This window comes from Croceicoccus sp. Ery15, from assembly GCF_020985305.1.
Taxonomy (GTDB): domain Bacteria; phylum Pseudomonadota; class Alphaproteobacteria; order Sphingomonadales; family Sphingomonadaceae; genus Croceicoccus.
Genome location: NZ_CP087588.1, coordinates 2,645,571 through 2,667,422, shown reverse-complemented (window position 1 = coordinate 2,667,422; position 21,852 = coordinate 2,645,571). Strand labels below are relative to the sequence as shown.

Annotated in this window: 23 protein-coding genes; 9 read left to right on the top strand and 14 right to left on the bottom strand. The window is 64.2% G+C overall.

What is annotated here, in order from left to right; translation table 11 throughout:
- The first annotated feature begins 69 nt into the window (after positions 1-69).
- Positions 70-1,161, top strand: coding sequence for a tRNA epoxyqueuosine(34) reductase QueG (gene queG / locus LOZ77_RS13070; RefSeq protein ID WP_230279446.1), 1,092 nt, complete (start codon positions 70-72; stop codon positions 1,159-1,161).
- Here queG and LOZ77_RS13065 read toward each other — a convergent pair.
- The 8 genes from LOZ77_RS13065 to LOZ77_RS13030 form a co-directional block, all read right to left on the bottom strand.
- Positions 1,158-2,390, bottom strand: coding sequence for an NAD(P)/FAD-dependent oxidoreductase (locus LOZ77_RS13065; RefSeq protein WP_230279445.1), 1,233 nt, complete (start codon positions 2,388-2,390; stop codon positions 1,158-1,160). The genes queG and LOZ77_RS13065 overlap by 4 nt on opposite strands.
- 94 nt (positions 2,391-2,484) lie before the next feature.
- Entirely contained in the window at positions 2,485-3,480 is a 996-nt protein-coding gene (locus LOZ77_RS13060; RefSeq protein ID WP_230279444.1) for an LLM class flavin-dependent oxidoreductase, read from the bottom strand.
- A 31-nt stretch (positions 3,481-3,511) separates the two neighbouring features.
- Positions 3,512-4,297, bottom strand: a complete 786-nt coding sequence (locus LOZ77_RS13055) for an alpha/beta hydrolase (RefSeq protein WP_230279443.1) — start codon at positions 4,295-4,297, stop codon at positions 3,512-3,514.
- Positions 4,298-4,322: 25 nt separating this feature from the next.
- Entirely contained in the window at positions 4,323-5,381 is a 1,059-nt protein-coding gene (locus LOZ77_RS13050; protein WP_230279442.1) for a M48 family metallopeptidase, read from the bottom strand.
- 3 nt (positions 5,382-5,384) lie between these two features.
- Positions 5,385-6,542, bottom strand: a complete 1,158-nt coding sequence (locus LOZ77_RS13045; RefSeq protein ID WP_370638009.1) for a YjgN family protein — start codon at positions 6,540-6,542, stop codon at positions 5,385-5,387.
- A gap of 84 nt (positions 6,543-6,626) precedes the next feature.
- A complete protein-coding gene (locus LOZ77_RS13040) occupies positions 6,627-6,818 on the bottom strand; it encodes a helix-turn-helix transcriptional regulator (RefSeq protein WP_230279441.1) in 192 nt (63 codons plus the stop codon).
- Entirely contained in the window at positions 6,815-7,234 is a 420-nt protein-coding gene (locus LOZ77_RS13035) for a hypothetical protein (RefSeq protein WP_230279440.1), read from the bottom strand. Before LOZ77_RS13035 ends, LOZ77_RS13040 begins: the two co-directional genes overlap by 4 nt.
- A complete protein-coding gene (locus LOZ77_RS13030) occupies positions 7,231-7,383 on the bottom strand; it encodes a hypothetical protein (RefSeq protein WP_230279439.1) in 153 nt (50 codons plus the stop codon). The genes LOZ77_RS13035 and LOZ77_RS13030 overlap by 4 nt, the downstream gene beginning before the upstream one ends.
- Before the next feature lie 367 nt (positions 7,384-7,750).
- On the opposite strand from LOZ77_RS13030, the gene thrS reads away from it, so the two are divergent.
- From thrS to LOZ77_RS13015, 3 genes are read left to right on the top strand one after another with little or no spacing between them, the layout of a single operon-like run.
- On the top strand, positions 7,751-9,763 hold the full coding sequence (thrS, locus tag LOZ77_RS13025) for a threonine--tRNA ligase (RefSeq protein WP_230279438.1): 2,013 nt from the start codon (positions 7,751-7,753) through the stop codon (positions 9,761-9,763).
- A 22-nt stretch (positions 9,764-9,785) separates the two neighbouring features.
- A complete protein-coding gene (locus LOZ77_RS13020) occupies positions 9,786-10,673 on the top strand; it encodes a DMT family transporter (protein ID WP_230279437.1) in 888 nt (295 codons plus the stop codon).
- A 51-nt stretch (positions 10,674-10,724) separates the two neighbouring features.
- The gene (locus LOZ77_RS13015; protein ID WP_230279436.1) at positions 10,725-11,282 is read left to right on the top strand and encodes a hypothetical protein; all 558 of its coding nucleotides are present in this window, start codon (positions 10,725-10,727) and stop codon (positions 11,280-11,282) included.
- Positions 11,283-11,352: 70 nt separating this feature from the next.
- Here the strand turns inward: LOZ77_RS13015 and sdhA are convergent, their stop codons facing one another.
- The 3 genes from sdhA to sdhC are packed head-to-tail and all read right to left on the bottom strand — an operon-like array spanning position 11,353 to position 13,977.
- Positions 11,353-13,170 carry a succinate dehydrogenase flavoprotein subunit gene (gene sdhA / locus LOZ77_RS13010; protein ID WP_230279435.1) on the bottom strand — a complete coding sequence of 606 codons (1,818 nt, stop codon included), beginning with the start codon at positions 13,168-13,170 and terminating at the stop codon, positions 11,353-11,355.
- A 1-nt stretch (position 13,171) separates the two neighbouring features.
- On the bottom strand, positions 13,172-13,552 hold the full coding sequence (gene sdhD / locus LOZ77_RS13005) for a succinate dehydrogenase, hydrophobic membrane anchor protein (RefSeq protein ID WP_230279434.1): 381 nt from the start codon (positions 13,550-13,552) through the stop codon (positions 13,172-13,174).
- 23 nt (positions 13,553-13,575) lie between these two features.
- Positions 13,576-13,977, bottom strand: coding sequence for a succinate dehydrogenase, cytochrome b556 subunit (gene sdhC, locus LOZ77_RS13000; RefSeq protein ID WP_230279433.1), 402 nt, complete (start codon positions 13,975-13,977; stop codon positions 13,576-13,578).
- 221 nt (positions 13,978-14,198) lie between these two features.
- Between sdhC and LOZ77_RS12995 the strand changes: the two genes are divergently transcribed.
- From LOZ77_RS12995 to LOZ77_RS12980, 4 genes are read left to right on the top strand one after another with little or no spacing between them, the layout of a single operon-like run.
- Positions 14,199-14,939, top strand: coding sequence for an SDR family NAD(P)-dependent oxidoreductase (locus LOZ77_RS12995; protein ID WP_230279432.1), 741 nt, complete (start codon positions 14,199-14,201; stop codon positions 14,937-14,939).
- Positions 14,929-15,810: a subclass B3 metallo-beta-lactamase gene (bla, locus tag LOZ77_RS12990; protein WP_230279431.1), complete on the top strand. Its 882-nt coding sequence runs from the start codon at positions 14,929-14,931 to the stop codon at positions 15,808-15,810. Before LOZ77_RS12995 ends, bla begins: the two co-directional genes overlap by 11 nt.
- Entirely contained in the window at positions 15,807-16,712 is a 906-nt protein-coding gene (locus LOZ77_RS12985) for a 50S ribosomal protein L11 methyltransferase (protein WP_230279430.1), read from the top strand. Before bla ends, LOZ77_RS12985 begins: the two co-directional genes overlap by 4 nt.
- Positions 16,673-17,404, top strand: coding sequence for a DUF2459 domain-containing protein (locus LOZ77_RS12980; protein WP_230279429.1), 732 nt, complete (start codon positions 16,673-16,675; stop codon positions 17,402-17,404). The genes LOZ77_RS12985 and LOZ77_RS12980 overlap by 40 nt, the downstream gene beginning before the upstream one ends.
- On the opposite strand, the gene LOZ77_RS12975 is transcribed toward LOZ77_RS12980, so the two are convergent.
- Genes LOZ77_RS12975 through ligA form a run of 3 tightly spaced genes read right to left on the bottom strand, consistent with a single transcriptional unit; the run spans position 17,388 to position 21,217 of the window.
- Positions 17,388-18,548 carry a transporter gene (locus LOZ77_RS12975; protein WP_230279428.1) on the bottom strand — a complete coding sequence of 387 codons (1,161 nt, stop codon included), beginning with the start codon at positions 18,546-18,548 and terminating at the stop codon, positions 17,388-17,390. The genes LOZ77_RS12980 and LOZ77_RS12975 overlap by 17 nt on opposite strands.
- Before the next feature lie 54 nt (positions 18,549-18,602).
- Positions 18,603-19,034: a hypothetical protein gene (locus LOZ77_RS12970; protein WP_230279427.1), complete on the bottom strand. Its 432-nt coding sequence runs from the start codon at positions 19,032-19,034 to the stop codon at positions 18,603-18,605.
- 44 nt (positions 19,035-19,078) lie between these two features.
- Positions 19,079-21,217: an NAD-dependent DNA ligase LigA gene (gene ligA / locus LOZ77_RS12965; RefSeq protein WP_230281869.1), complete on the bottom strand. Its 2,139-nt coding sequence runs from the start codon at positions 21,215-21,217 to the stop codon at positions 19,079-19,081.
- Between the two features lie 133 nt (positions 21,218-21,350).
- On the opposite strand from ligA, the gene LOZ77_RS12960 reads away from it, so the two are divergent.
- Entirely contained in the window at positions 21,351-21,836 is a 486-nt protein-coding gene (locus LOZ77_RS12960; RefSeq protein WP_230279426.1) for a DUF2165 family protein, read from the top strand.
- Positions 21,837-21,852 lie beyond the last annotated feature (16 nt).

Genomic DNA, 21,852 nt, shown 5'->3' with positions numbered 1-21,852 from the left:
GCTGCAAGTAGAATTCCCGTAAGAGAGAGCGGCTTTGCCCCGCAAACTCGCAAAATAAGGTTAAGGCATTTGAACGGGTCAAGCGCTGACAGGCTTGAACTTCTAAGGCAAGCGCTTCTGGAACAGGCGCAAAAGGAAGGTTTCGCCGCCGCGGGGATCGCAGGCGCGGGCGCCGACCCGCGCCGGATTGCACGGCTGCGCGACTGGCTGGCGCAGGACCGCCACGGATCGATGGGCTGGATGGAGGACCGCGCCGACCAGCGCGGCGCGCCGCAGATCCTTTGGCCCGAAGCGCAAAGCGTGATCGCCCTGGGCATGAGCTATGCCCCCGCACATGACCCGCTGGCGCTGGCCGATGCGAGGGATCGCGCCCGCATTTCGGTCTATGCGCAGGGGCGCGATTATCACGATACGGTGAAAAAGGCGCTGAAGCGGCTGGCGCGCTGGCTGGTCGGGGAAGCGGCGAAACAGGGGATCGAGGCGGGGGTTAAGGTCTTTGTCGATACCGCCCCCGTGATGGAAAAACCGCTGGGCGAGGCTGCGGGCATCGGCTGGCAGGGCAAGCATACCAATATGGTCAGCCGCCAGCATGGCAGCTGGCTGTTTCTGGGCGCGATCTATACCACTCTGGCGTTCCGGCCCGACGAACCGCATCAGGACCGCTGCGGTTCGTGCACGGCCTGCCTGAATGCCTGCCCCACCAATGCCTTTCCCGCGCCCCGCCAGATCGATGCGCGGCGGTGTATTTCCTATCTCACCATCGAGCATAAGGGCCCGATCCCGCATGAATTCCGCGCCGCGATGGGCAATCGTATCTATGGCTGCGACGATTGCCTTGCCGTGTGCCCGTGGAACAGCTTTGCGCAAAGCGCGGCGGCGAACCGCGCGTTCCTGCCGCGCGCCGAACTGGTCGCACCGCGCCTGCGCGAACTGCTGGCGCTGGACGATGCGGGGTTCCGGGTGCTGTTCTCCGGCTCTCCCATAAAGCGGATCGGGCGCGACCGGTTCGTGCGCAATTGCCTCATCGCGGCGGGGAACAGCGGCGATGCCGCGCTGGCGGAACCGGTCAGCGCCTTGCTGACCGATTCCGATCCCGTGGTCGCAGAAGCGGCCGGCTGGGCGCTGGCGCGGCTGGCGGAAACGCGCCAGCCCGCGACCTAGCCCTCTGCCATTTCCTTTAACGGCACGTCATTATCGGCCAGCAGAGCCGGATCGATCACCGCATGGCGTTCGACCAGCTTCTTGCCCTGAACATAGTCCTTGACCTTGTTCACGCAGTCCAGCGCCACGACCTTGCCGTCACGTAGATAGATAACGGAAAAGCTGCGCGTGGCCGGATCGCCGCGCACGACGAAATGGTCGAAACCGATCGACAGGCCCACGGTCTGCAATTTCAGATCATACTGGTTCGACCAGAACCATGGCGTCGCCTTGTACGGCTGCTTGTCGCCGCAGATCGCCATGGCGGCGGTCTTGGCCATGTCGTTCGCGTTCTGCACCGCTTCCAGCCGAATCACCGCGCCATCGGCGTAATCGTTGGCATGGGCCGCGCAATCGCCGATGGCGTAGATGTCGTCGAGCGACGTGCGGCAATATTCGTCGACATCCACGCCGTTCGCGCCCGTCGCGCCCGCCACGATCAGCGGTCCGATCGACGGCACGATGCCGATGCCAACGATCACCATGTCTGCCTCGATCTCGCTGCCGTCGGCCAGTTTCACGCCGGTTACCTTGTCGCCGTCGCCCAGAATGCAATCGACGCCGGTTTCCAGCATGATGTTCACGCCGTGATCGCGGTGTTCCTGTTCATAGAAACGCGACAGGGTTTCGCCCGCAACGCGCGCCAGCACGCGGTCGAGCATTTCGATTAGCACAACCTCGATATCCAGCTTGCGCAGCACGGCGGCCGCTTCCAGCCCGATATAGCCGCCGCCGATGACGACACAGCGTTTCGCGCCCGCATCGATTTCGGCCATCATGCGGTCCGCATCGGCGCGGGTGCGCACCGCATGCACGCCGCGCAGATCCGCGCCCGAACACGACAGGCGCCGCGCATCGCCGCCCGCTGCCCAGATCAGATGGGTGTATCCCATCTGCTCGCCGTTAGAGAGCTTTACGCTTTTGCCGCGCGGCTCGATCTCGGTCACGCTGGTGCCGAGGATCAGGCGGATATCCTTGTCCTCCCAGAACTGGGGAGGGCGGATATAAAGCCGTTCGAATTCCTTCTCGCGCGCCAGATATTCCTTGGACAGCGGCGGACGTTCGTAGGGGGCTTCCTTTTCGCGCCCGATCATGGCGATCGACCCTTCGAAACCGGCCTGCCGAAGGGCAAGTGCGGCGGCCGCGCCGCCATGGCCCGCGCCAACGATGATGACGTCTGCTTGGTTCATTCCGTTCCTTCTCCCCCCGGCATTCGCGCGCCGGGCCAGCGGCGCGTAGGGCTAGGGCATAGAGGCTGCGGATGGCAAGCGGCTTTCCGCCGGATCAGGCGGGACAGGCGGCTTTCATCGCCTGCATGGTAAGCGAAAGCGACCTCGCGCGTGCGGCAGGATCAAAGGTGTTGCCCGCCAAAACAAGCTCGTCCGCGCCGGTGCGGCGGATCAGCGCGGTCAGGCTTTCGGCCACTTCCCCGCGCGTGCCGATGGCGCTGACCGACCGCATCGCCTGTAATGTCGCAGCCGCCTGCGGGGGCAGGCTGTCGCGATAGCCGGGAACCGGCGGAGGCAGCTTGCCCGGATGGCCGGTGCGCAATGCGACAAAGCTCTGGTCCATGCTGGATGCCATCAGATAGGCTTCTTCGGTGGTTTCCGCAGCATAGGCATTGGTGCCCACCATAACATGCGGCTTTTCGCATGCTTCGGACGGCTGGAAGAATTCGCGATAGACCCGCAGCGCATCGTCAAGCTGCGACGGCGCGAAATGGGCGGCAAAGGCATAGGGCAGGCCCAGCCGCGCGGCCAGTTGCGCGCCAAACAGGCTGGAGCCGAGTAGCCAGATTTCGGGATTGGCCCCCGCGCCGGGCGTGGCCTGCAGCGGCAGGCGTTCGTCGCCCGCGAAAATCGCCTGCAATTCGACCACATCCTGCGGGAATTGTTCCGCCGCGCCGTGCAGATCCTTGCGCAGCATGCGCGCGATGCGTCCGTCGGCACCCGGTGCGCGGCCAAGACCCAGATCGATCCGTCCGGGAAACAGCGCGTCCAGCGTGCCGAATTGTTCGGCGATCACGAAAGGGTTGTGATTGGGCAGCATGATCCCGCCCGCGCCGATGCGAATAGTGCTGGTCGCATGGCCGATATGGGCAAGGCACACGGCCACCGCGCTGCTGGCGATGCCGGCCATGGCGTGATGTTCGGCCAGCCAGAACCGCTTGTATCCCTCTGCCTCGGCATGGGCGGCGATGCGGGCGCTGGCGGCCAAGGCGTCGGTAGCAGTGCCGCCTTCGACGATGGGCGCGAAATCGAGTACGGAAAGTGTCGTCATGTGCCCCGATATGGGGTGGATGGCCCCAGCCTCAATGATCCGATGCGAGCAGTTCTTCGATGGTGGATAGTAGCAGCGCTATATCCTGCGGGCGCGACAGGCGATGGTCGCCATCCTTGACCAGCGCGACGCGCACATCCTCTCCGGCCAGTGCATGCGCCAGCCGGATCGAGGTTTCCCACGGCACGTCGGCGTCGCGCTGCCCGTGCAACAGGCGCACCGGCGCGTGGATCGCCAGCGGGTCGGATAATAGCAATTGCGCCTCGGCATCGGCGAAAAACCCGGGATGCGTCGGCGTGGGTTCGGGCCCATAGGGATTGTCTTCGTACAGCACCTTGCCGCCCGCCAGCACGGCGCGCTGCTTCTCGTCATAGCCCCAACTGGTGAAATCGGGCGCGGCGGCAATGCCGATCATGCCTGCCAGCGCCTCGTCGCCCTCTGCCTGAACCAGCGCACCCGCGACCAGCAGCATCAGCCAGCCGCCCATCGACGATCCTATCAGCAGGACAGGCGTTTCCGCCGTGCCCGCACCGGCCTGTTCGATCAGATGCAGCACTTCCCCGCGCCAGCGCGACAATGTGCCATCGGCAAACCGCCCTGCGCTTTTCCCGCAGCCCGAATAATCGAGCAGCAGGCACCCACGCCCGTTGTCCACTGCCCATTGCAGCACAGCTTCTGCCTTGGACCCAGCCATGTCCGACATGTAACCGGGCAGGAACACGATCAGCGGGCCGGACCCCGCAGCATGGCGATAGGCGAGCGACAAGCCGTCGGGGCTGGCGGCAAAGGCGATGTCGGGAAGCGCGTTTTCGGCCATGCTCTGTCGTTCTCCGTTCGGGGGGTCAGAAATAGAACTCTTCGACGTCCGCGTCTTCCTTGCAACTGGCTTTCAGCGCGGCAAAGTCGGCTTCCGGCAGGGCGGGCCGGTAATCGGCGCCCTGCCGCGCCGCATCCTCGAACTGTTTCTGCCGTTCGGACGGCACCGGATGGGTGGCGACCCATGCGGCCCATTCGGGCCCGTCGCCGTGATCGTCCTTCAACCGTTCGAAAAACGCCGCCGCACCCAGCGGAGAAATATCGGCCGCCGCCAGCCTTTCGCGGGCGTAATCGTCCGCCTCGCGCTCTGCCGCGCGGGTATAGCTGGTCGACGCGATGCCGAAAATGCCGCTGCCGACATCGGAATTGAACCCGCCCAGCAAGATCGACAGGCCGAACTGCCGCAACAGGGCCTGCATCACATGGCGTTCGCGCACATGGCCGATTTCATGCGCCACCACGCCCGCCAGCTCATCCGCGCTTTCCGCTTCCTGTACCAGCCCGTCGAACACCACCACGCGCCCGCCGGGCAGGGCGACAGCGTTGACCATGCCGATATTGGCGATGTCGACGCGGGTGACGGGGCGGTCGGGATCGATTTCCTGCGCCAGACGCAGCAGGGCGCGATCGCCCGCGGGCGAATGGCACAATGTATTGCCCATATCGCCGATGATCGCATCGCCCGCGCGCCGTTCCCACGATGCGGGAATCATCGGGCCCAGCCAGCTGGGCGCGGTCATCACCACCGCCAGCGCCACCGCGCTGATCCCGGCAAACAGCACGGCCGCCCTGGGCAGGCCAAGCCCGTCGATCCAGTGACCATAGCGGCTTTCACCCGGCAAGCGGGCCGCCAGATCGTCGGGAATCGCCCCCAGCAAACGCAGGCGGAACCCGCGATTGTCGTTCAGCGTCAGCACCGGCCCTTCGGGACGCGTTTCGACGAAACGCAAATCCTGAAGCGGCATTGCCGTTCGGGTGCCGTCATCCTCTGTCAACAGCAGCTCGCTGCCAGCCAGAGCGGCATGACCGTCGCGCTTCTTCGCAGTCAGCCCGTCATACCAGCTGGCTTCGACCGTATCGCCCATCGGTCAGATCGCGCCCATGTCGAATGCATCCAGCAACCCTTCGCCATGTTTCGCCATCGGCGTGTCCGACTGCATCAGCGCGTCGGGATCGATCACGCCATAGGCTTCCAGATGGGTGATGAAGAACTTCCAGTGGCGATAGGACAGGAAGATCCAGCCGATCCCCAATGTCACCACGACCAGCCCCACATCGCCCATGATCAGCTTGAACCAGTCTTTCGTGCTGGCCGAAAAGCCGAAGCTGATATCGTCGCCCAGCCGCATCTCGCCAATCACCACGCGCATATATTTGGCATAGAACAGCAGATAGGCGAGGCCCCAGAGCAGATAGAACGCCAGCATGCCCAGGATGAACAGCCACATGAAGCTGGTCGCGCTGGCCGGATTGTCCGGCTCGTATTCCTCCATCATGCCAAGGCCCAGCGCTGCCGCCACGCCCGCGACGAACACCAGCACCAGGATGATGAACGGCGCCAGATAGGCGACCAGATAGCGCTTCATCAGCGGCGAGAAATCGGCCTGTCCCGAAAAACGCATCTGGCCGAATGTCATATGGCCCCAGCGCTCGTTCCACAAAGACACCATCGCCCATGGCACCATCAGGCCCATCGCCAGATAGCCGACGGTGTATTTCCACATATAGGACAGACCGTATTTGAAGCCCGGTTCGTAACTGCCGCCGCGTATCCCGCGCCAGTGCGTGCGGCCCAGCCGGTATCGCAGTGCGCGGAACCGCGCCACGCCCGACAGGTAAAAGATCAGCAGGAACATCGAGATCATCACCGCCGCGCCTGCGCCGGGATAGCCCTGCAGCATCAGCGCCTCGACCACGAATTGCAGGACGAGGAAGGGAATGCCGAACAGCACCGCGACCATCAGGAAGCCGAAGAACAATTCCTTGCCCACGCCCGTCCATTCCAGATGTTCGTCGATGAACCGGCTGCGGCTCCACAAATAGCGCCGTTCGCGGGTGGTGGCCCAGAACCGGTAAATGCCCAGCGTGACGATGGTCAGCAACAGGTTGGTAAAGGCGATGGGGGCGAATTCGCGCCACGTGCCTTCGAAATTGAATGCCGACAGCGGGGCTTCCGCCTGTTCTGGCGGATCATTGCCATCCGGCATGCCGCCCCCTGCGCCAAAGCCCGCACCCGTTCCGTCCATCGATAAACCCCTGTGACCCTTGCCCCGAAAGGTCACGCCATAGGGGGCAAGTGTCAAGCAAAGGGTTACCAGGGCAGGGAAAAATCAATCGGGCGCAAAAATATCCTCGATCGGCAGGGCGAACAGCGCCGCGATGCGAAAGGCCAGCGGGAGCGAGGGATCGTATTTTCCCGTCTCGATCGCATTGACCGACTGGCGCGACACGCCCAGCTGGTCGGCCAGATGCTGCTGGCTCCAATCCCGTTCGGCGCGCAGGACTTTCAGGCGGTTTTTCACCCGCATTCTCCCCATGCGCCCATGGTGACGCGGTTTACCGCGCCGCCAATGCCGAAACCGAAAAACCAGATCACCGCCCACCAGAAAGCCTCGACATGGGCGACCAGTCCGAATTCCTCGAAAAAGCCCCAGACGGTGGCGGCAGACAGGGCGATGCCGGTGGCGATCAGCGTTTGCCGCACGATCAGCAGGCGCAGGAATTCATCCTCCTCCTCGATGATCAGCAGGCCGATGGCGGCGATAAAACCCAGCACGCCCAGGCCCGGCAACAGCGCCAGCAACCAGACGACGGGGCCGGTCACGCCTGCATGATCGATCAGGTAATTGCCCCCGAACAGCGTGGCGACATAGAACGCAGCCGCCACCGCCATGCGCCGCAGATAGCGGCGCTGCGCCATGCTGCGCGCACCCGTCACGCGCAGCACCTCCGGCGCGAGCTTACGGCCAGTGCAGGCAGGGTGGAGATGGCGACGAATGTGGTCCAGTCGGGCAGCACGCCCGCGATATTGAGCAGCGCCACCCCGATGATGCCCGCGCCCCACAGAACTGCCTTGCGATTGGTCATGGTCAAGCCTCCTTGAATTGATGTAAAGCCTCCCTGTCATAATGGGGCCGCTTTGTCAAGCGAGCTTGTCAAAATGACGCGCAGCCATGACACGATCTGCACAGGTGCTTTTGCGGGATGACTTTTGCGCGTGCCGTCACTATCTAACCGGCATCATGATGCAGCAGCGCAAATCGACGACAACGACTACCACCGGCTTTGCCCGGGCACGGTCGGTCGCGCGCTGAACGCTGCCGCCGTGGCCCGCAGGTTCGGGCAGATGGCGTCTCTTCCCGAAATTGCCCGTTTTTCGCTGACGCCGCCCCTTCCGGCTTGGCCGCGCTTGTGCCATGGCGCGCCTCTGCCCTTTTGATCGGCCCGAGAGATTATGAGCGAACTTCTGAAGATCAGCCTGCCCGACGGTTCGGTGCGCGAAATGCCGGCGGGTTCCAGCCCCGCCGATGTGGCCGCCGCCATCGGCCCCGGCCTTGCCAAGGCGGCGATTGCCGCGCGCGTGGACGGCGAATTGCGCGATATCGGGCGCCCCTTTGACGGCGATGCGCAGCTTGCTCTGGTGACCGCAAAGGACGAGGAAGATGCCCTCGAACTCGTGCGCCACGATTACGCCCATGTTCTGGCAGAGGCGGTGCAGGCATTGTGGCCGGGCACGCAGATCACCTTTGGCCCCGCGACCGACGACGGTTTCTATTACGATGTGATGGCCCCCGCGACCCGCGAGCCGTTCGGCATGGACGATCTTCCCGCGATCGAGGAAAAGATGCGCGAGATCATCAAGGCCGACAAGCCGCTGGTGCGCGAAGTCTGGTCGCGTCAGCAGCTGATCGACCGCTGGAACGCCGAGGGCGAAAAGTTCAAGGCCGAATGGGCCGCCGAGCTTCCTGAAGGCGAGGAACTGACCGTATACTGGTCGGGCCAGCCGAACAGCGAGGGCGCATGGCTCGACATGTGTCGCGGGCCGCATCTTGCCTCGACCGGCAAGCTGGACCCGCAGGCGTTCAAGCTGATGCGGGTTGCCGGTGCATATTGGCGCGGCGACCAGAAGAACGCGCAGCTGACGCGCATATATGGCACCGGCTGGCTCAACAAGAAGCAGCTGAACGCGCATCTGATGCGTCTGGAAGAAGCCGCCAAGCGCGACCACCGCAAGCTGGCGCGCGAGATGGACCTGTTCCACTTGCAGGAAGAGGCGCACGGCAGCGTTTTTTGGCATCCCAACGGCTATAAGGTCTGGCGCGAGCTTGAGGCCTATATGCGGCGTGCCATCGACGCGGCGGGCTATCAGGAGATCAAGACCCCGCAGGTGATGGACGCGCGCCAGTGGGAAAAATCGGGCCATTGGGGCAAGTATCGCGAAAACATGTTCGTGGTGCCCGACGAGGTGCCGAACGTTGAGGACGAAGGCCCCGTCATTAGCCACGATGCCGACTGGATGGCGCTGAAGCCGATGAACTGCCCGGCCCATGTGCTGGTGTTCAAGCAGGGCATCACCAGCTATCGCGAATTGCCGATCCGGCTGTATGAAAACGGCTGCTGCCACCGGAACGAGCCGCATGGCGCGCTCCACGGGTTGATGCGCGTGCGCCAGTTCACGCAGGACGATGCGCATATCTTCTGCCGCGAGGACCAGATCGTCGACGAAGTGCGCGCCTTCTGCGAACTGGCCGACCGCGTCTACAAGGATTTCGGCTTTACCTATTCGATCAAGCTGGCGCTGCGCCCCGAACAGCGTTTCGGCAGCGAGGCCGACTGGGACAAGGCCGAGGACGAGTTGCGCAATGCGGTGATCGAGGCGGGACTCGCTACCGACGAATATGGCTGGGAAGAGCTGCCGGGCGAAGGCGCGTTCTATGCGCCCAAGCTGGAATGGCACCTGACCGACGCCATTGGCCGCACCTGGCAGGTGGGCACGATCCAGTCCGACCGTGTTCTGCCCGAACGGCTCGACGCGACCTATGTGGGTGAAGATGGCGAGAAGCATCGCCCCGTGATGCTGCACCGCGCGATTTTCGGCTCCTACGAACGTTTTATCGGCATTCTGATCGAACATTTCGCCGGTAAGCTGCCCGTTTGGCTCGCGCCGGTGCAGGCGGTAGTGGCGACCATCGTGTCCGATGCCGACGATTACGCGCACGAGGTGGTGGCGAAATTGCAGGCAGCCGGTATCCGCGTGGAAAGCGATCTGCGGAACGAGAAGATCAACTACAAGGTCCGCGAACATTCGGTGGCCAAGGTCCCGCACCTGTTGGTCGTTGGGAAGCGCGAGGCCGAGGAAGGCACGGTCGCGATCCGCACATTGGGCGAACAGCAGCAGAAATTCTGCTCGCTGGACGAGGCGATCGCCATGCTGAAGGCAGAGACGACCGCGCCGGATCTACGGTGAGTTTAGGGGGCCGACAGGGCAGATGAACGCTCGCAGCTTCCTACTGCTGGCGGCGATCTGCCTTGTCTGGGCGTTGAACACGATTGTCTCAAAACTGGCGGTCAGCGAACTGGCTTTGCCTCCGTTGTTTTATGCAACATTGCGGTCCGTGGTGGTTGCGCTGGCGCTGGCGCCGTGGTTGCGGCCCATACCCGACCGCTTCCTGCTTGTCGCAGCTGTTGCACTGGCGGTGAGCGGGGGCTCGTTCGCGCTGCTGTTCATCGGGCTGACTGATGCAAGCCCCTCTGCTGCCGGTATCGTCAGCCTGACGGGCGCGCCGCTGACCGTGCTGTTCGCCATTGTGCTGTTGCGCGAAAAGGTGCATTGGCGGCGCGGCTTGGGCATTGCGCTGACCTTTCTGGGCGTGGGAATCGCCGTCGCATCGCCATCAGGCTGGCAGAGCAGTATCGGGCTGCTGTTCGTGGGCGCATCGTCGGTTGTGGGTGCGCTGGGCAATGTCGGGCTGAAACGCCTGTCGCTGGAGCCTTTGCGCATGCAGGCTTGGGCGGGGGCGATTTCGGCCATCGTATTGCTGCCCCTGTCACTGATGCTGGAGGACGGGCAGGCGGCGGCCGTCAGCGCCGAGCCATGGGGCACGCTGGCGGCGGTGCTGTTTTCGGGGCTGATCGTCTCAATCGGCGCGCATACGCTTTATTACGGGATGATCACCCAGCACGACGTAAACCTGATCGCGCCGCTGACCTTGATGACGCCGGTGTTCACCGTGCTGCTGGGCATATGGCTGACAGGGGACCATGTCGGGCCGGAACTGATCGCGGGCGCATTGGTCGCGGCAGCGGGCGTGCTGGTGATCGTGCTGCGGCCGGGCCGGAATTATCTCAAGGCGATGCTGGTGCGGACGCGGTTGTAGTCATTGGATTTTCCGGCGATCAGATCCTGCCGAAATTGACGGGGGTGCGTTATGAAGCGAGCAACCTATCTGCTGCCTTGGCTCATGCTGGCAAGTCCGGCCCAAGCACAGACTGATTTAGAGCGAGGGTTCGCGGGAGCATTACGCGGCTGCGAGGAATGGGTGCTAAATCCCGCCAGCTGGGCGGAAGGGCCGGGGCGCTTTGTCGCCACCGTCGGATTGGGTGATCAGATGGGGCTTGTGGACTCGGCCGACGAGGTGAACCTTCCACCGAAAGAATTGCGAGTGGCCAATCATTTCTGGCGGATCAATTCGAGCATCGGTGCCGGCTATATGCTCGTCGTCTCAAGCCAATTGCCGATGTGTCATATCACGGGAGGCGGCAATACAGACTTGCAACCGGACATCGAGCGCGTTCTGGCCAGCGACGATTTTCGAAGCCGTTGGAACGAGACAGGAAGCTGGTCGGATAACGGATTGGTGTCGACAAACTATACCAACGCCGAAGAGCCCAGCTTTTCCATCGTGATCAGTCGCGCGGATGCCGCGGGGGGCCGTTTGGATAGGGTACAGCTACTCGCAACTGCGATGTTCGACATGGACGATTGATCAAACAGAAAGGGCCGGAAGCCCCAAAGCCTCCGACCCTTTCCCTATCCGTCCGAACCGGTAGCGCGGATCAGTAAACGCGCTTCTTCGGTTTGATATATTCCACATCGTCGGTCAGCGTGAATTCGTGCACCGGACGGTAATCCAGCTTCACGGCGCCGCCCTTGCCGCCCCAGCCGTCGAACCAGCTGGCGGTGTGCTTCATCCATTCGGCATCGTTACGCTCGGGGAAATCCTCGTGCGCGTGGGCGCCGCGGCTTTCCTTGCGGTTGAAAGCCGAATGCATGGTGACCGACGCCTGCGAAATCAGATTGTCGAGCTCCATCGTCTCGATCAAATCCGAGTTCCAGATCAGCGAGGTATCCGCAACCGAGATGTCTTCCATCTTCTTGTAGGTCGCAGCCAGCTTTTCCTTGCCCTCGGCCATGGATTCGTCGGTGCGGAACACGGCGGCGTGGGCCGACATGCAGCGCTGCATCTCGTCACGGATGACCGCGGTCGGCGAACCGCCCTTGGCATAGCGGAAGTGGTCGAGGCGCGACAATGCGAAGTCCGCGCTGTCCTTCGGCAAATTGTCATGCGCCGTGCCCGGCTTGATGTTGTCCTTGAGGTGGTGGCCGGTTGCGCGGCCGAACACGACAAGGTCGATCAGCGAGTTGGAGCCAAGGCGGTTCGCGCCATGGACCGACACGCAGGCCGCTTCGCCCACGGCATAGAGGCCGGGGACCACGGTTTCCGGATCGCCATCGGCACCGATGGTGACCACCTGACCGTGATAGTTACACGGGATGCCGCCCATGTTGTAGTGGACGGTCGGCACCACCGGCAGCGGCTGGCGCGTCAGGTCGACGCCTGCAAAGATCTTGCCGCTTTCGGTAATGCCCGGAAGACGCTCTGCCAGCACGGCGGGATCGATGTGATCGAGGTGCAGGAAGATATGGTCCTTGTGCGGGCCGACGCCGCGGCCTTCGCGGATTTCCAGTGCCATCGAACGCGACACCACGTCGCGTGAAGCAAGGTCTTTCGCCGAAGGGGCATAGCGTTCCATGAAACGCTCGCCTTCGCTGTTCGTCAGGTAACCGCCTTCGCCGCGCGCGCCTTCGGTGATCAGCACGCCCGCGCCGTAGATGCCGGTCGGGTGGAACTGCACGAATTCCATGTCCTGCAGCGGGAGCCCTGCGCGCAGCACCATGCCGCCGCCGTCGCCGGTGCAGGTATGGGCCGAGGTGGCGGTGAAATAGGAACGGCCATAGCCACCGGTGGCGAGGACGACCGCGTGCGAACGGAAGCGATGGATCGAGCCATCGTCCATGCACATGGCGATCACGCCCTTGCATTCGCCGTTCACCATGATCAGGTCGATGGCGAAATATTCGATGTAGAAATCCGCGTCATACTTCAGCGACTGCTGATACAGCGCGTGCAGCATGGCGTGGCCGGTACGGTCGGCGGCGGCGCAGGTGCGCTGCACCGGCGGGCCTTCGCCCATGTTCTGCATGTGGCCGCCGAACGGGCGCTGATAGATCGTGCCTTCGGGGTTACGCGAAAACGGAACGCCCGCATGCTCCAGCTCGATCACCGCCTGCGGCGCTTCGCGGACCATATATTCGATGGCGTCCTGGTCGCCCAGCCAGTCCGACCCCTTGACGGTGTCGTACATGTGCCACGTCCAGTGGTCGGGCGTGTTGTTGCCCAAAGATGCCGCGATGCCGCCCTGCGCCGCCACGGTATGCGACCGCGTGGGGAATACCTTGGTAATGCAGGCGGTCTTCAGACCGGCCTCGGCGCTGCCCATGGTGGCGCGCAGGCCCGAACCGCCCGCACCCACGACGACAGTGTCATAGGTGTGGTCGATGATCTTGTAGGCGGGGGTATTGGTATCGGCCATCTTACGCGCCTCCCAGCGCGATGCGGATCACGCTGATGACGCCAAAGACGCCCAGCGCGACAAACACGAGATTGAGGAGCAGCAGCACGGCAAAGCGGTTCGCGCCATGCAGGTAATCTTCCATCATCACCTGCATGCCCAGACGCGCATGCCAGAAGGTGGAGACGATCAGCAGCACCATGGCGGTGGCGGCAAACGGGCTGGAAAGCCAGCCATAGACCGTGCCGTAGGAATAATCGGGCATGGTGGCGAGGCTGAACACCAGCCACAGCACCAGCACCAGATTGCCGACGGCGGTAAAGCGCTGCAGCAGCCAGTGATGCGCACCGTGATGCGAGGAGCCAAGCCCGCGAACGCGGCCGATACGAGTTCCGTTACCCATTTATCTAATCCCCGTCCCTTGAATCACTTGGCGAACAGGATCACCGCCCAGAACAGGACGGTCAGCAGAATGCCCAGCAGCATGCTGATGATGGACCAGCGATTGTTGCGATCGACTTCGTAACCCGCGCCCACGTCCAGCACGAGGTGGCGGATGCCGCTGCACAGATGGTTGAAAAACGCCCAGCTGATGCCGACCAGAACGATCATGCCGACCGGGCTGCCCATCACGCCGGTAAAGGTTTCATACGCCGCAGGGCCAGCCGCGAGCGAGCCCACGAACCAGAGCAGCACCAGAACACCCGCGACCGCCAGACCGTTGCCCGACACGCGATGCAGGATCGAGGCGGCCATCGCCGGACCCCATTTCCAGATCGACAGATGCGGCGAAAGCGGGCGGGCAATGCTGCCTTTGGGATGCGCCATGGATTTCAATCCCCTGCGATGGGCAGCGCAGGAAGGACACCGCCTGTTCGGAATCCGCGCCGCCAATTGAATAGTGCTGCGGGCGCGAATGGCAGGACAGCGCGCCCTAGGCAAGGATTTATCGCGCATTTCCGGCCATTGCGAAGCGTTCGCATTTCCTGCGGTGCAGTCCGCCGCCACGGGGCTTGTCGGGTGAAGCGGCGCGCATTACCGCTTGCCCGATGGAAAACGCAGCCCGCCCCACCGCTCTTGTCACCGGTTCCTCACGCGGGATCGGTGCGGCCATCGCCAGCGCGATCGAGGCGCGCGGCTTTCGCGTGATCCGCCACGGCACAAGGATCGAGGGCACGGATTGCGTCGCCGCCGATCTGGGCGACGCGGGCGAAACGGCGCTGTTGTGGGATCGCGCCGTCGATATGGCGGGCGGGCGCATCGACGTGCTGGTCAATAATGCCGGCGTGTTCGAGGCAAGTCCCATCGACAATACCGATGCCTATTGGCTGGCCGAGTGGGAGCGGTGCCTGCGCATCAACCTGACCAGCGCGGCGCAATTGTCGCGGCTGGCGGTGCGCCAATGGCTGAAGGAACCGCGGGACCCCATGGCGGGCAGGCTGGTCAATATCGCCAGCCGCGCCGCCTATCGCGGCGATTCGCCCGATCACTGGCACTATGCCGCGGCCAAGGCGGGCGAGGTGGCGATGACCAAGACGATCGCGCGCGCCTATGCGGGGCACGGCATTCTGGCCTTTGCGATCTGCCCGGGTTTTACCGACTCGTCACAAGAAGGATCGGGCGATTATCTCGCATCGCGGGGCGGGCCCGGATTGCTGGCCGATATTCCGCTGGGCCGCGTGGCGGAACCGGCCGAAATCGCCGCCATCGCCGCATTTTGCGCCGCTGACGCGCCGCCCAGCATGACAGGGGCCGTGCTGGATGCGAACGGGGCAAGCTATGTCCGTTAGGGTCGTCGCTATACTACTAGCATTGGTTGCCGCCCTGCCTGCCGCGGCGCAGGATCATCCCGACCATGAACCGGCGGGCGTATTGGGCGATTGTAACGGGCGCGGGTGGGACGATCCGGCGCCGCCCGTTCACATATTCGGCAATGTCTATGACGTGGGCACCTGCGGCATTACCGCACTGCTGATCGCATCGCCCGAAGGACATGTGGTGATCGACGCGGCGGATGCGGCGGGCGTGCCGGTCATTGCCGCCAATATCGCGGCTCTTGGCTTCGCGCTGACCGATGTGAAGCAGATCCTTGTCAGCCACGAACATTTCGATCACGCGGGCGGCCTGTCGGCGCTGTCGCGGCTGACGGGGGCGCCCGTTGCCGCGCTTGCACGGGCTGCAACGGTGCTGGAAAGCGGCCAGCCCGATCCCGACGATCCGCAGGCGGCCGAATTGCCCGCGATGGCGCCGGTTGCGGTGTCGCGCACGCTGTCTGACGGGGAAGTGGTCGAGGTCGGACCGATTGCGATTACCGTCCATGCCACGCCCGCCCATGCGCCGGGTTCGGCCAGTTACACGTGGGAAAGCTGTGCAAACGGCACATGCGCCAGAATCGCCTATGTCGATTCGCTGACGACCTTCGGGCTGGGGGGATATCGTTTTACCGATCATCCCGATCGCGTGGCGGATGCACGCGCCGCCTTTACCAAGGTCGCGGCGCTGCCCTGCGATATCGTGATGAGCCCGCATCCGCAGGCGACCTTCATGGCCGAGCGGATCAGGGGCGATCAGCCGCTGGTCGATGCGTCTTCATGCAGCGCCTATGCCGAACGGGCCGGGGAAGGGCTTGACCGGCTGCTGGCGAAAGAGGCCGCGCAGTGAGCTGGAAGATCATCGCTCATGCCCCGCGCGACGTGGTGCAGGCTGCGCTTGTCGCGCATGAGGATGTGTGGGACTGGGACCCCGAAATCGTCATCGCAGGCAGCGAAATTGCCGAGGACAAGCCGCTTGAATGGAAGCTGGAGGCGTGGCTGCCGCGAAAGCCGACCAGGGCCGACAAGGCGGCAGTGACGGGTCTGTTCGCCTTTGGCGCGCCCGCGCTGGAGGTTGAGAAGCTGCCCGATACCGACTGGCTGGTCGTCAGCCAGAACCTGACGCAGCCGATCCGCGCGGGGCGGTTCCATGTGCACACGCCCGATTTTCCGCCTGCGGAGCAGGATGGGGTGCGCGATTTGCTGATCCCCGCCAGCCAGGCATTCGGCACCGGCCAGCACGAGACGACGGCGGGCTGCCTTGAAATGCTGTCGCTGATGAAGCGTGAGGGCGCGGTGGTGCGCAATATCGCGGATATCGGCACGGGGACGGGGCTGCTGGCCTTTGCCGCGATGGATATGTGGCCGCGCGCGCTGGCGCTGGCATCGGATATCGATGCTGTCTGCACGCAAGTGGTGGAGCATAACGCGCAGGCCAACGGCTTTGCCATGGGCGGCGGCGCGGGCCAACTGGTGATGACAGTGGCGGCAGGCTGCGATTCGCCGCTGATTCAGGCACGCGCGCCCTATGATCTGGTGATCGCCAATATTCTGGCGGGGCCGCTGATCGAATTGTCGGGCGATTTTGCCAAAATCTGCGCGCCGGGCGGTCATCTGGTGCTGGCGGGCCTGCTGACCACGCAGGAACAGGCCGTGCGGCGCGCGGCGTTTCGGGCGGGCTTTCGGTTGGCGCGGCGGGCGGTGAATGGCGATTGGTCGATCCTGTGGCTCCGGCGGCGCAGCGCGCGTTAAGGCTCCTTCGCGCGGCATCGGGCTGGGCCGCGCTGGCCATCGGCGCCTATTTCCTGTGCGGATGGATCGGGTCGTCCTTTCCCGCCCATCGCGAATTTGCCGGGCCGGAAGACGGCATCGATATCATGATCGCCACCAATGGCGTGCATACGTCGGTGGTGGTGCCCGTCCGCGCCGATGGCCTCGACTGGCACCGCGTCTTCCCTGTCACCGATCTGGCCGAACCGGCGCGCCCCTATACGCATATCGGTATCAGCTGGGGCCAGCGCGACGTGTTTCTCGACACGCCGACATGGGCCGATCTGTCGCCGCTGCTGGTGTTGCGCGTGGCGGGTTTCGGGGGTGAGGGGCTGATGCATGTCGAGCATTGGGTGAACCCGCAGCCGTCGGAGCATTACCGGCCGCTGCACATCAGCCGCGCGCAATATCGCGCGCTGGTCCGCGCCCTGCTGCGCGATCTGCCGCCGCGCGGGCAGCGGCGGCATTATGCAGGCTATGGCCCGCAGGACGTGTTCTATGACGCGCGCGGGACCTATACGCTGTACCTAACCTGCAACGAATGGACGGGCGAAAGCCTGCGCCGCGCCGGTATCCCGACGGGTGCGTGGACGCCCTTTGCCGGATCGGTGATGAAATGGGTGCCGCCCCCGCATGAAGGCGGCACCCAAAAGGCGATCAGAACGCCTGACTAAGGCTGACGGACAGGCGCCAGTCCTCGGGCAGCTGGATGCCGTTGAGGTCCTGATAGAGCGGAAAGGCAGCTTCCGCGCTCAATTGCGGACGCTTGGCACCGCCAAAGGGCAATAGCGCATTGGCGCCCAGCCCGAGGTGGATGGTGTCGCCACCGTAGTTGCCCTGAATGTCCGACGGGCTGCTATGGTTGTGGGCATCGTTGTAATGCCCCTCGATCGCGCCTTCGTGCTCCCAGCCCAGACGCGCGACAGCGCCGACCGAAGGAGTCAGCGCATAGCTGGCCCAGCCGCTCGCCTTCGCGACATCGCCGAACGCAAAGCCGGACGTGTTCGCATCTTCGGCCCGCCATTTATAGCTGCCCTGCGCGCCCCAGCCGAATGACCCGTTCTGACCCGATACGGTCACCGCAGGTTCGATGTCCCACGTGCCGCTGCCGGGCTGCATGCCATAATGCACGAAGCTGCCATCGGCATTGCGCTTCGAAACAGATCCGGTCGGCACCCACACACCCAGCGTGGCATGGGCGTTGAAAGTGCCGGTCCGCGCCAAACGGTATGAGGCCGATACCAAAGTATCCGAGATACCCTCGACCGAATGGGTCATCGTATCGCCATAGCCCATGGAGTGGCCGCCGTGGCCCCCGCCCATATCCATGCCATCCATACCGTCCATGTCATCCATGTCGTGATCCATGCCGGCCATGGGATCGATGCCCAGCATGGTCATCTCGTGCCGCATCCACATCGGCATCACCATCAGCGTGATATCGTCATTGGGGGCGTACATCAGGTCGAGCATGACCATGTCCATCGTCATGTCGCTGGCGCGCACGGTATAGCCTGCGGCCAGAACGTCCGCATCGGTCAGTTTTTTCGTGCCCGACTGGTTGGCGCCGCCATAATTCTCGCGCATCCAGCGAAGTCCGACCATGAATTCGCCGCCGTCGTGCATGTGATCGTTCATCAGGGCAGCGCTCGGGTGCATCAGCGTCGGCTCGACCACGATGGGCGGAGCCTCGGCAATCGCCACGCTGGCTGTCGCAGCGGCGTCATTCTCGATGGCGATGTTGTCGTCGGCCAGCGCGGGCGTCGCGCAGGCAAGGGTAATGAGCGCGCAGGCCGTGCGCGCTTGAAAGCGTTTCATTTCGATAATCCTGTCTGTGTGCTTGATTTGGCCGAAGGACTCCGGCCGAGGGCATCAGGCAGGAAGCGGCGGTGCGCGGCTGGGCGGGCGTTCGCGGGCGATCCTCTCAAGGATCAGCGGTGCGCGGACGGGAATCGCGGCCTGTCCTTCGGGCAAAGGCGGCTGGGGCAACTGGGCGAAGGGCGGCTCGGGCGCATGGCTGGCCAGCGCGGTGAAGGCGCAGGGCGGGGCGTCATGCGGGTTGAAATCGGCATCTGCCGTCGGCGCGTTATGATGGCCGTGATGCGCGGAATGAGGATCGGACGCTGTGGCGGCAGAAGCATCGCCGAATATGCGGCCCATCGCCGGATCGGTGGGACAGGGCATCAGCACCGAGCCTTGCGCCAGATCGGCAGGCATCCATCCCGCAGGCACCAGCGCGCGCACCACGAAGGCGAGTGCCAGCACGGTCCAGATCGTCAGGTGCCTATGCCGGATTGCGCCCATCGGCACGCCGCCTAGAGCGTGCCGTGCCGCGTCGCAAGCGCTTGTTAGCCTGCTTCGGCGACAATCGTCGCCCAGCCCGCCTCGTCGATGACCTCGATGCCCAGCTCCTCGGCCTTTCTCAGTTTCGACCCCGCGCCGGGGCCCGCGACCAGCAGGTCGGTCTTGGCGCTGACCGATCCGGCGGCCTTGGCGCCCAGACGTTCGGCCTGTGCCTTGGCTTCGTCGCGGCTCATGGTTTCCAGCTTGCCGGTGAATACCACGGTCATGCCCGATACGCGGCTGGCGGTGGTTTCGACCACATAGGGCGGGGGATCGACCACGCCTTCGCCTGCCTTTGCGCCGATCAGATCGTTCCAGACGTCGCGGTTGTGATCCTCGTGAAAGAAATCGGCCAGCGCCTCGCCCACGGCCCAGCCGATGCCGTCCGCGCCGCCCAGCACGTTCTTGGCCTTATCTGCCATGCGCGTCTTGAACGGGCTGATCGCTTCGGCGGGGCCGCGCGGGTTGTTCTGGCGATAATCGAACAATTCCTGCGCCTTGGCAGGTAGCAGCCGGATATCGCCGATGCCTTTCAGAATATCGCGCGCAGTAACGGCGCCGATGTGGCGGATGCCCAGCCCGAACAGCAGGCGCGCCGCATCGGGCTCGCGCTTGTTTTCCACCGCTGCCAACAAATTGTCGACAGACTTGTCCTGCCACCCCTCCAGCGCAAGAATCTCGGCGCGCCGGTCTTTCAGGCGGAAGATATCGGCGGGGCTTTCCAGCCAGCCGAGCGCGAAAAATTCGTCGATGGTCTTCTCGCCCAGCCCCTCGATATCAAGCGCGCCGCGCGAGACGAAATGCTTGAGCCGTTCGGTCCGCTGGGCAGGGCAGATCAGCCCGCCGGTGCAGCGCACATCGACCTCGCCTTCCTCGGCCACTGCCTCGCTGCCGCATTCGGGACAATGGTCGGGGAAGGGGAAGGCGGGGCGGTCCTCGTCCCGCGTCAGGTTTTCGACCACTTGCGGGATCACGTCGCCCGCGCGCTGAATCACCACGCGGTCGCCCGGGCGCACGCCCAGCCGCGCAATCTCGTCCCGGTTGTGCAAGGTGACATTGGTGACGGTCACCCCGCCTACCAGCACGGGGGCAAGGCGGCCCACGGGGGTCAGCTTCCCGGTGCGGCCGACCTGAATGTCAATGGCTTCCACCACGGTCTCGGCCCGCTCGGCCGGAAACTTGCGCGCCAGTGCCCAGCGCGGCGCCTTGGCCACAAAGCCCAGCCGTTGCTGCCAGTCCAGCCGGTCGACCTTATAGACCACGCCGTCGATCTCATACGGCAGGTCGGGCCGCCCCCCGGCGATCGACCGATAGGCGGCATACATCTCCTCCAGCGAATGGCAGATGCGGAAATCGGGCGATACGGGCAGGCCCCAGCCTTGCAGCATGCGGACCATATCGTGCTGGGTGACGGCAGGAACATCGCTGGCCGCGCCCCAGCCATGCGCCCAGAAGCGCAAGGGGCGTTTCGCAGTGACATTCGCGTCCTTCTGCCGCAGCGATCCGGCGGCGGCATTGCGCGGATTGGCGAACTGGCGGACGCTTTCGGGGTCGAAACCCTCTCCTTTCGCCTCGGCCCTCGCGCGGGCTTCGTCCATCAGCGCTTCATTCAGCGCGGCAAAGGCGGCGCGTTCCATATAGACTTCGCCGCGCACCTCGAACACATCGGGCACGTCGCCGTCCAGCTCTTGCGGAATATCCGCGATATGGGCGACATTGGCGGTCACATCCTCACCCACTTGCCCGTCGCCGCGTGTCGCCGCGCGCACCAGCCTGCCACCTTCATACCGTAGCGAGCATGACAGCCCGTCGATCTTGTCCTCGGCCGTGAAGGCCACCGGTTCGTCCGCGCCCAATGCCAGAAAGCGCCGCACGCGGGCCACGAAATCGGCAACCTCTTCGTCGTCGAACGCATTGTCGAGGCTCATCATCCGAACCTCGTGCGTTACCTTTGACAAGGGCGAGGCGGCGATTTCGTGGCCCACGTCCTGCGAAGGGCTGTCGGGTCGCACCAGATGGGGAAATGCCGCTTCCAGCTCGGCATTGCGGCGGACCAGCGCGTCATATTCCGCATCCGGAATCTCGGGCGCGTCATCGGCGTGATACAGCCGGTTGTGATGGCGGATCTGCCGCGCCAGCCGCATCAGCTCGTTCGCGGCATCCGCTTCCGATATTCCGTCCAGCGCCGCTTTATCACCGGTCACGCGTTTCGCCCTTTCGTCCAGCCTGTGGTAACCCCCGCCATCAGGGGCGCATCGATCAGGGGGGACTGTTAGCATGGTCGACCGGATTCTGAAGGCGCTGATCAGCGCAATCGTCGGACTTATCGCGCTGCTGTACGTCGCGCATAATCTGGCGAATATCGGCGAGGCGTTTGCCTTTTTCACCTATACCACCAGCCATGCCGACCAGACGGCCTATCCGGTAACCCTGCTGCCGGTGCCGCCGCCCTTCCTGATCGTGGTGGCCATGGTGCTGGTCTTTGCGCTGGAGTCGGCGGCGGGCGTGCTGTGCCTGTATGGCGGATGGCGCCTGTTCGCGCTGCGCCGCGCCGGTGCGGGCGCGTTCGAAAGCGGCAAGGCAATCAGCAAGATCGGGCTGGGCTGCGCGGTGCTGAACTGGTGGGGCCTGTTTCAGGGGATCGCGGTCGCAGGTTATCAGCTATGGCAGATGCCATTGGGCGAAGGGCCGATGATGGGATCGTGGATCTATGGCGGGATCGCGATGGCCAGCCTGATCTATATCAGCCAGCGCGGGGATTAGAGGCAGGCCGCCTTCG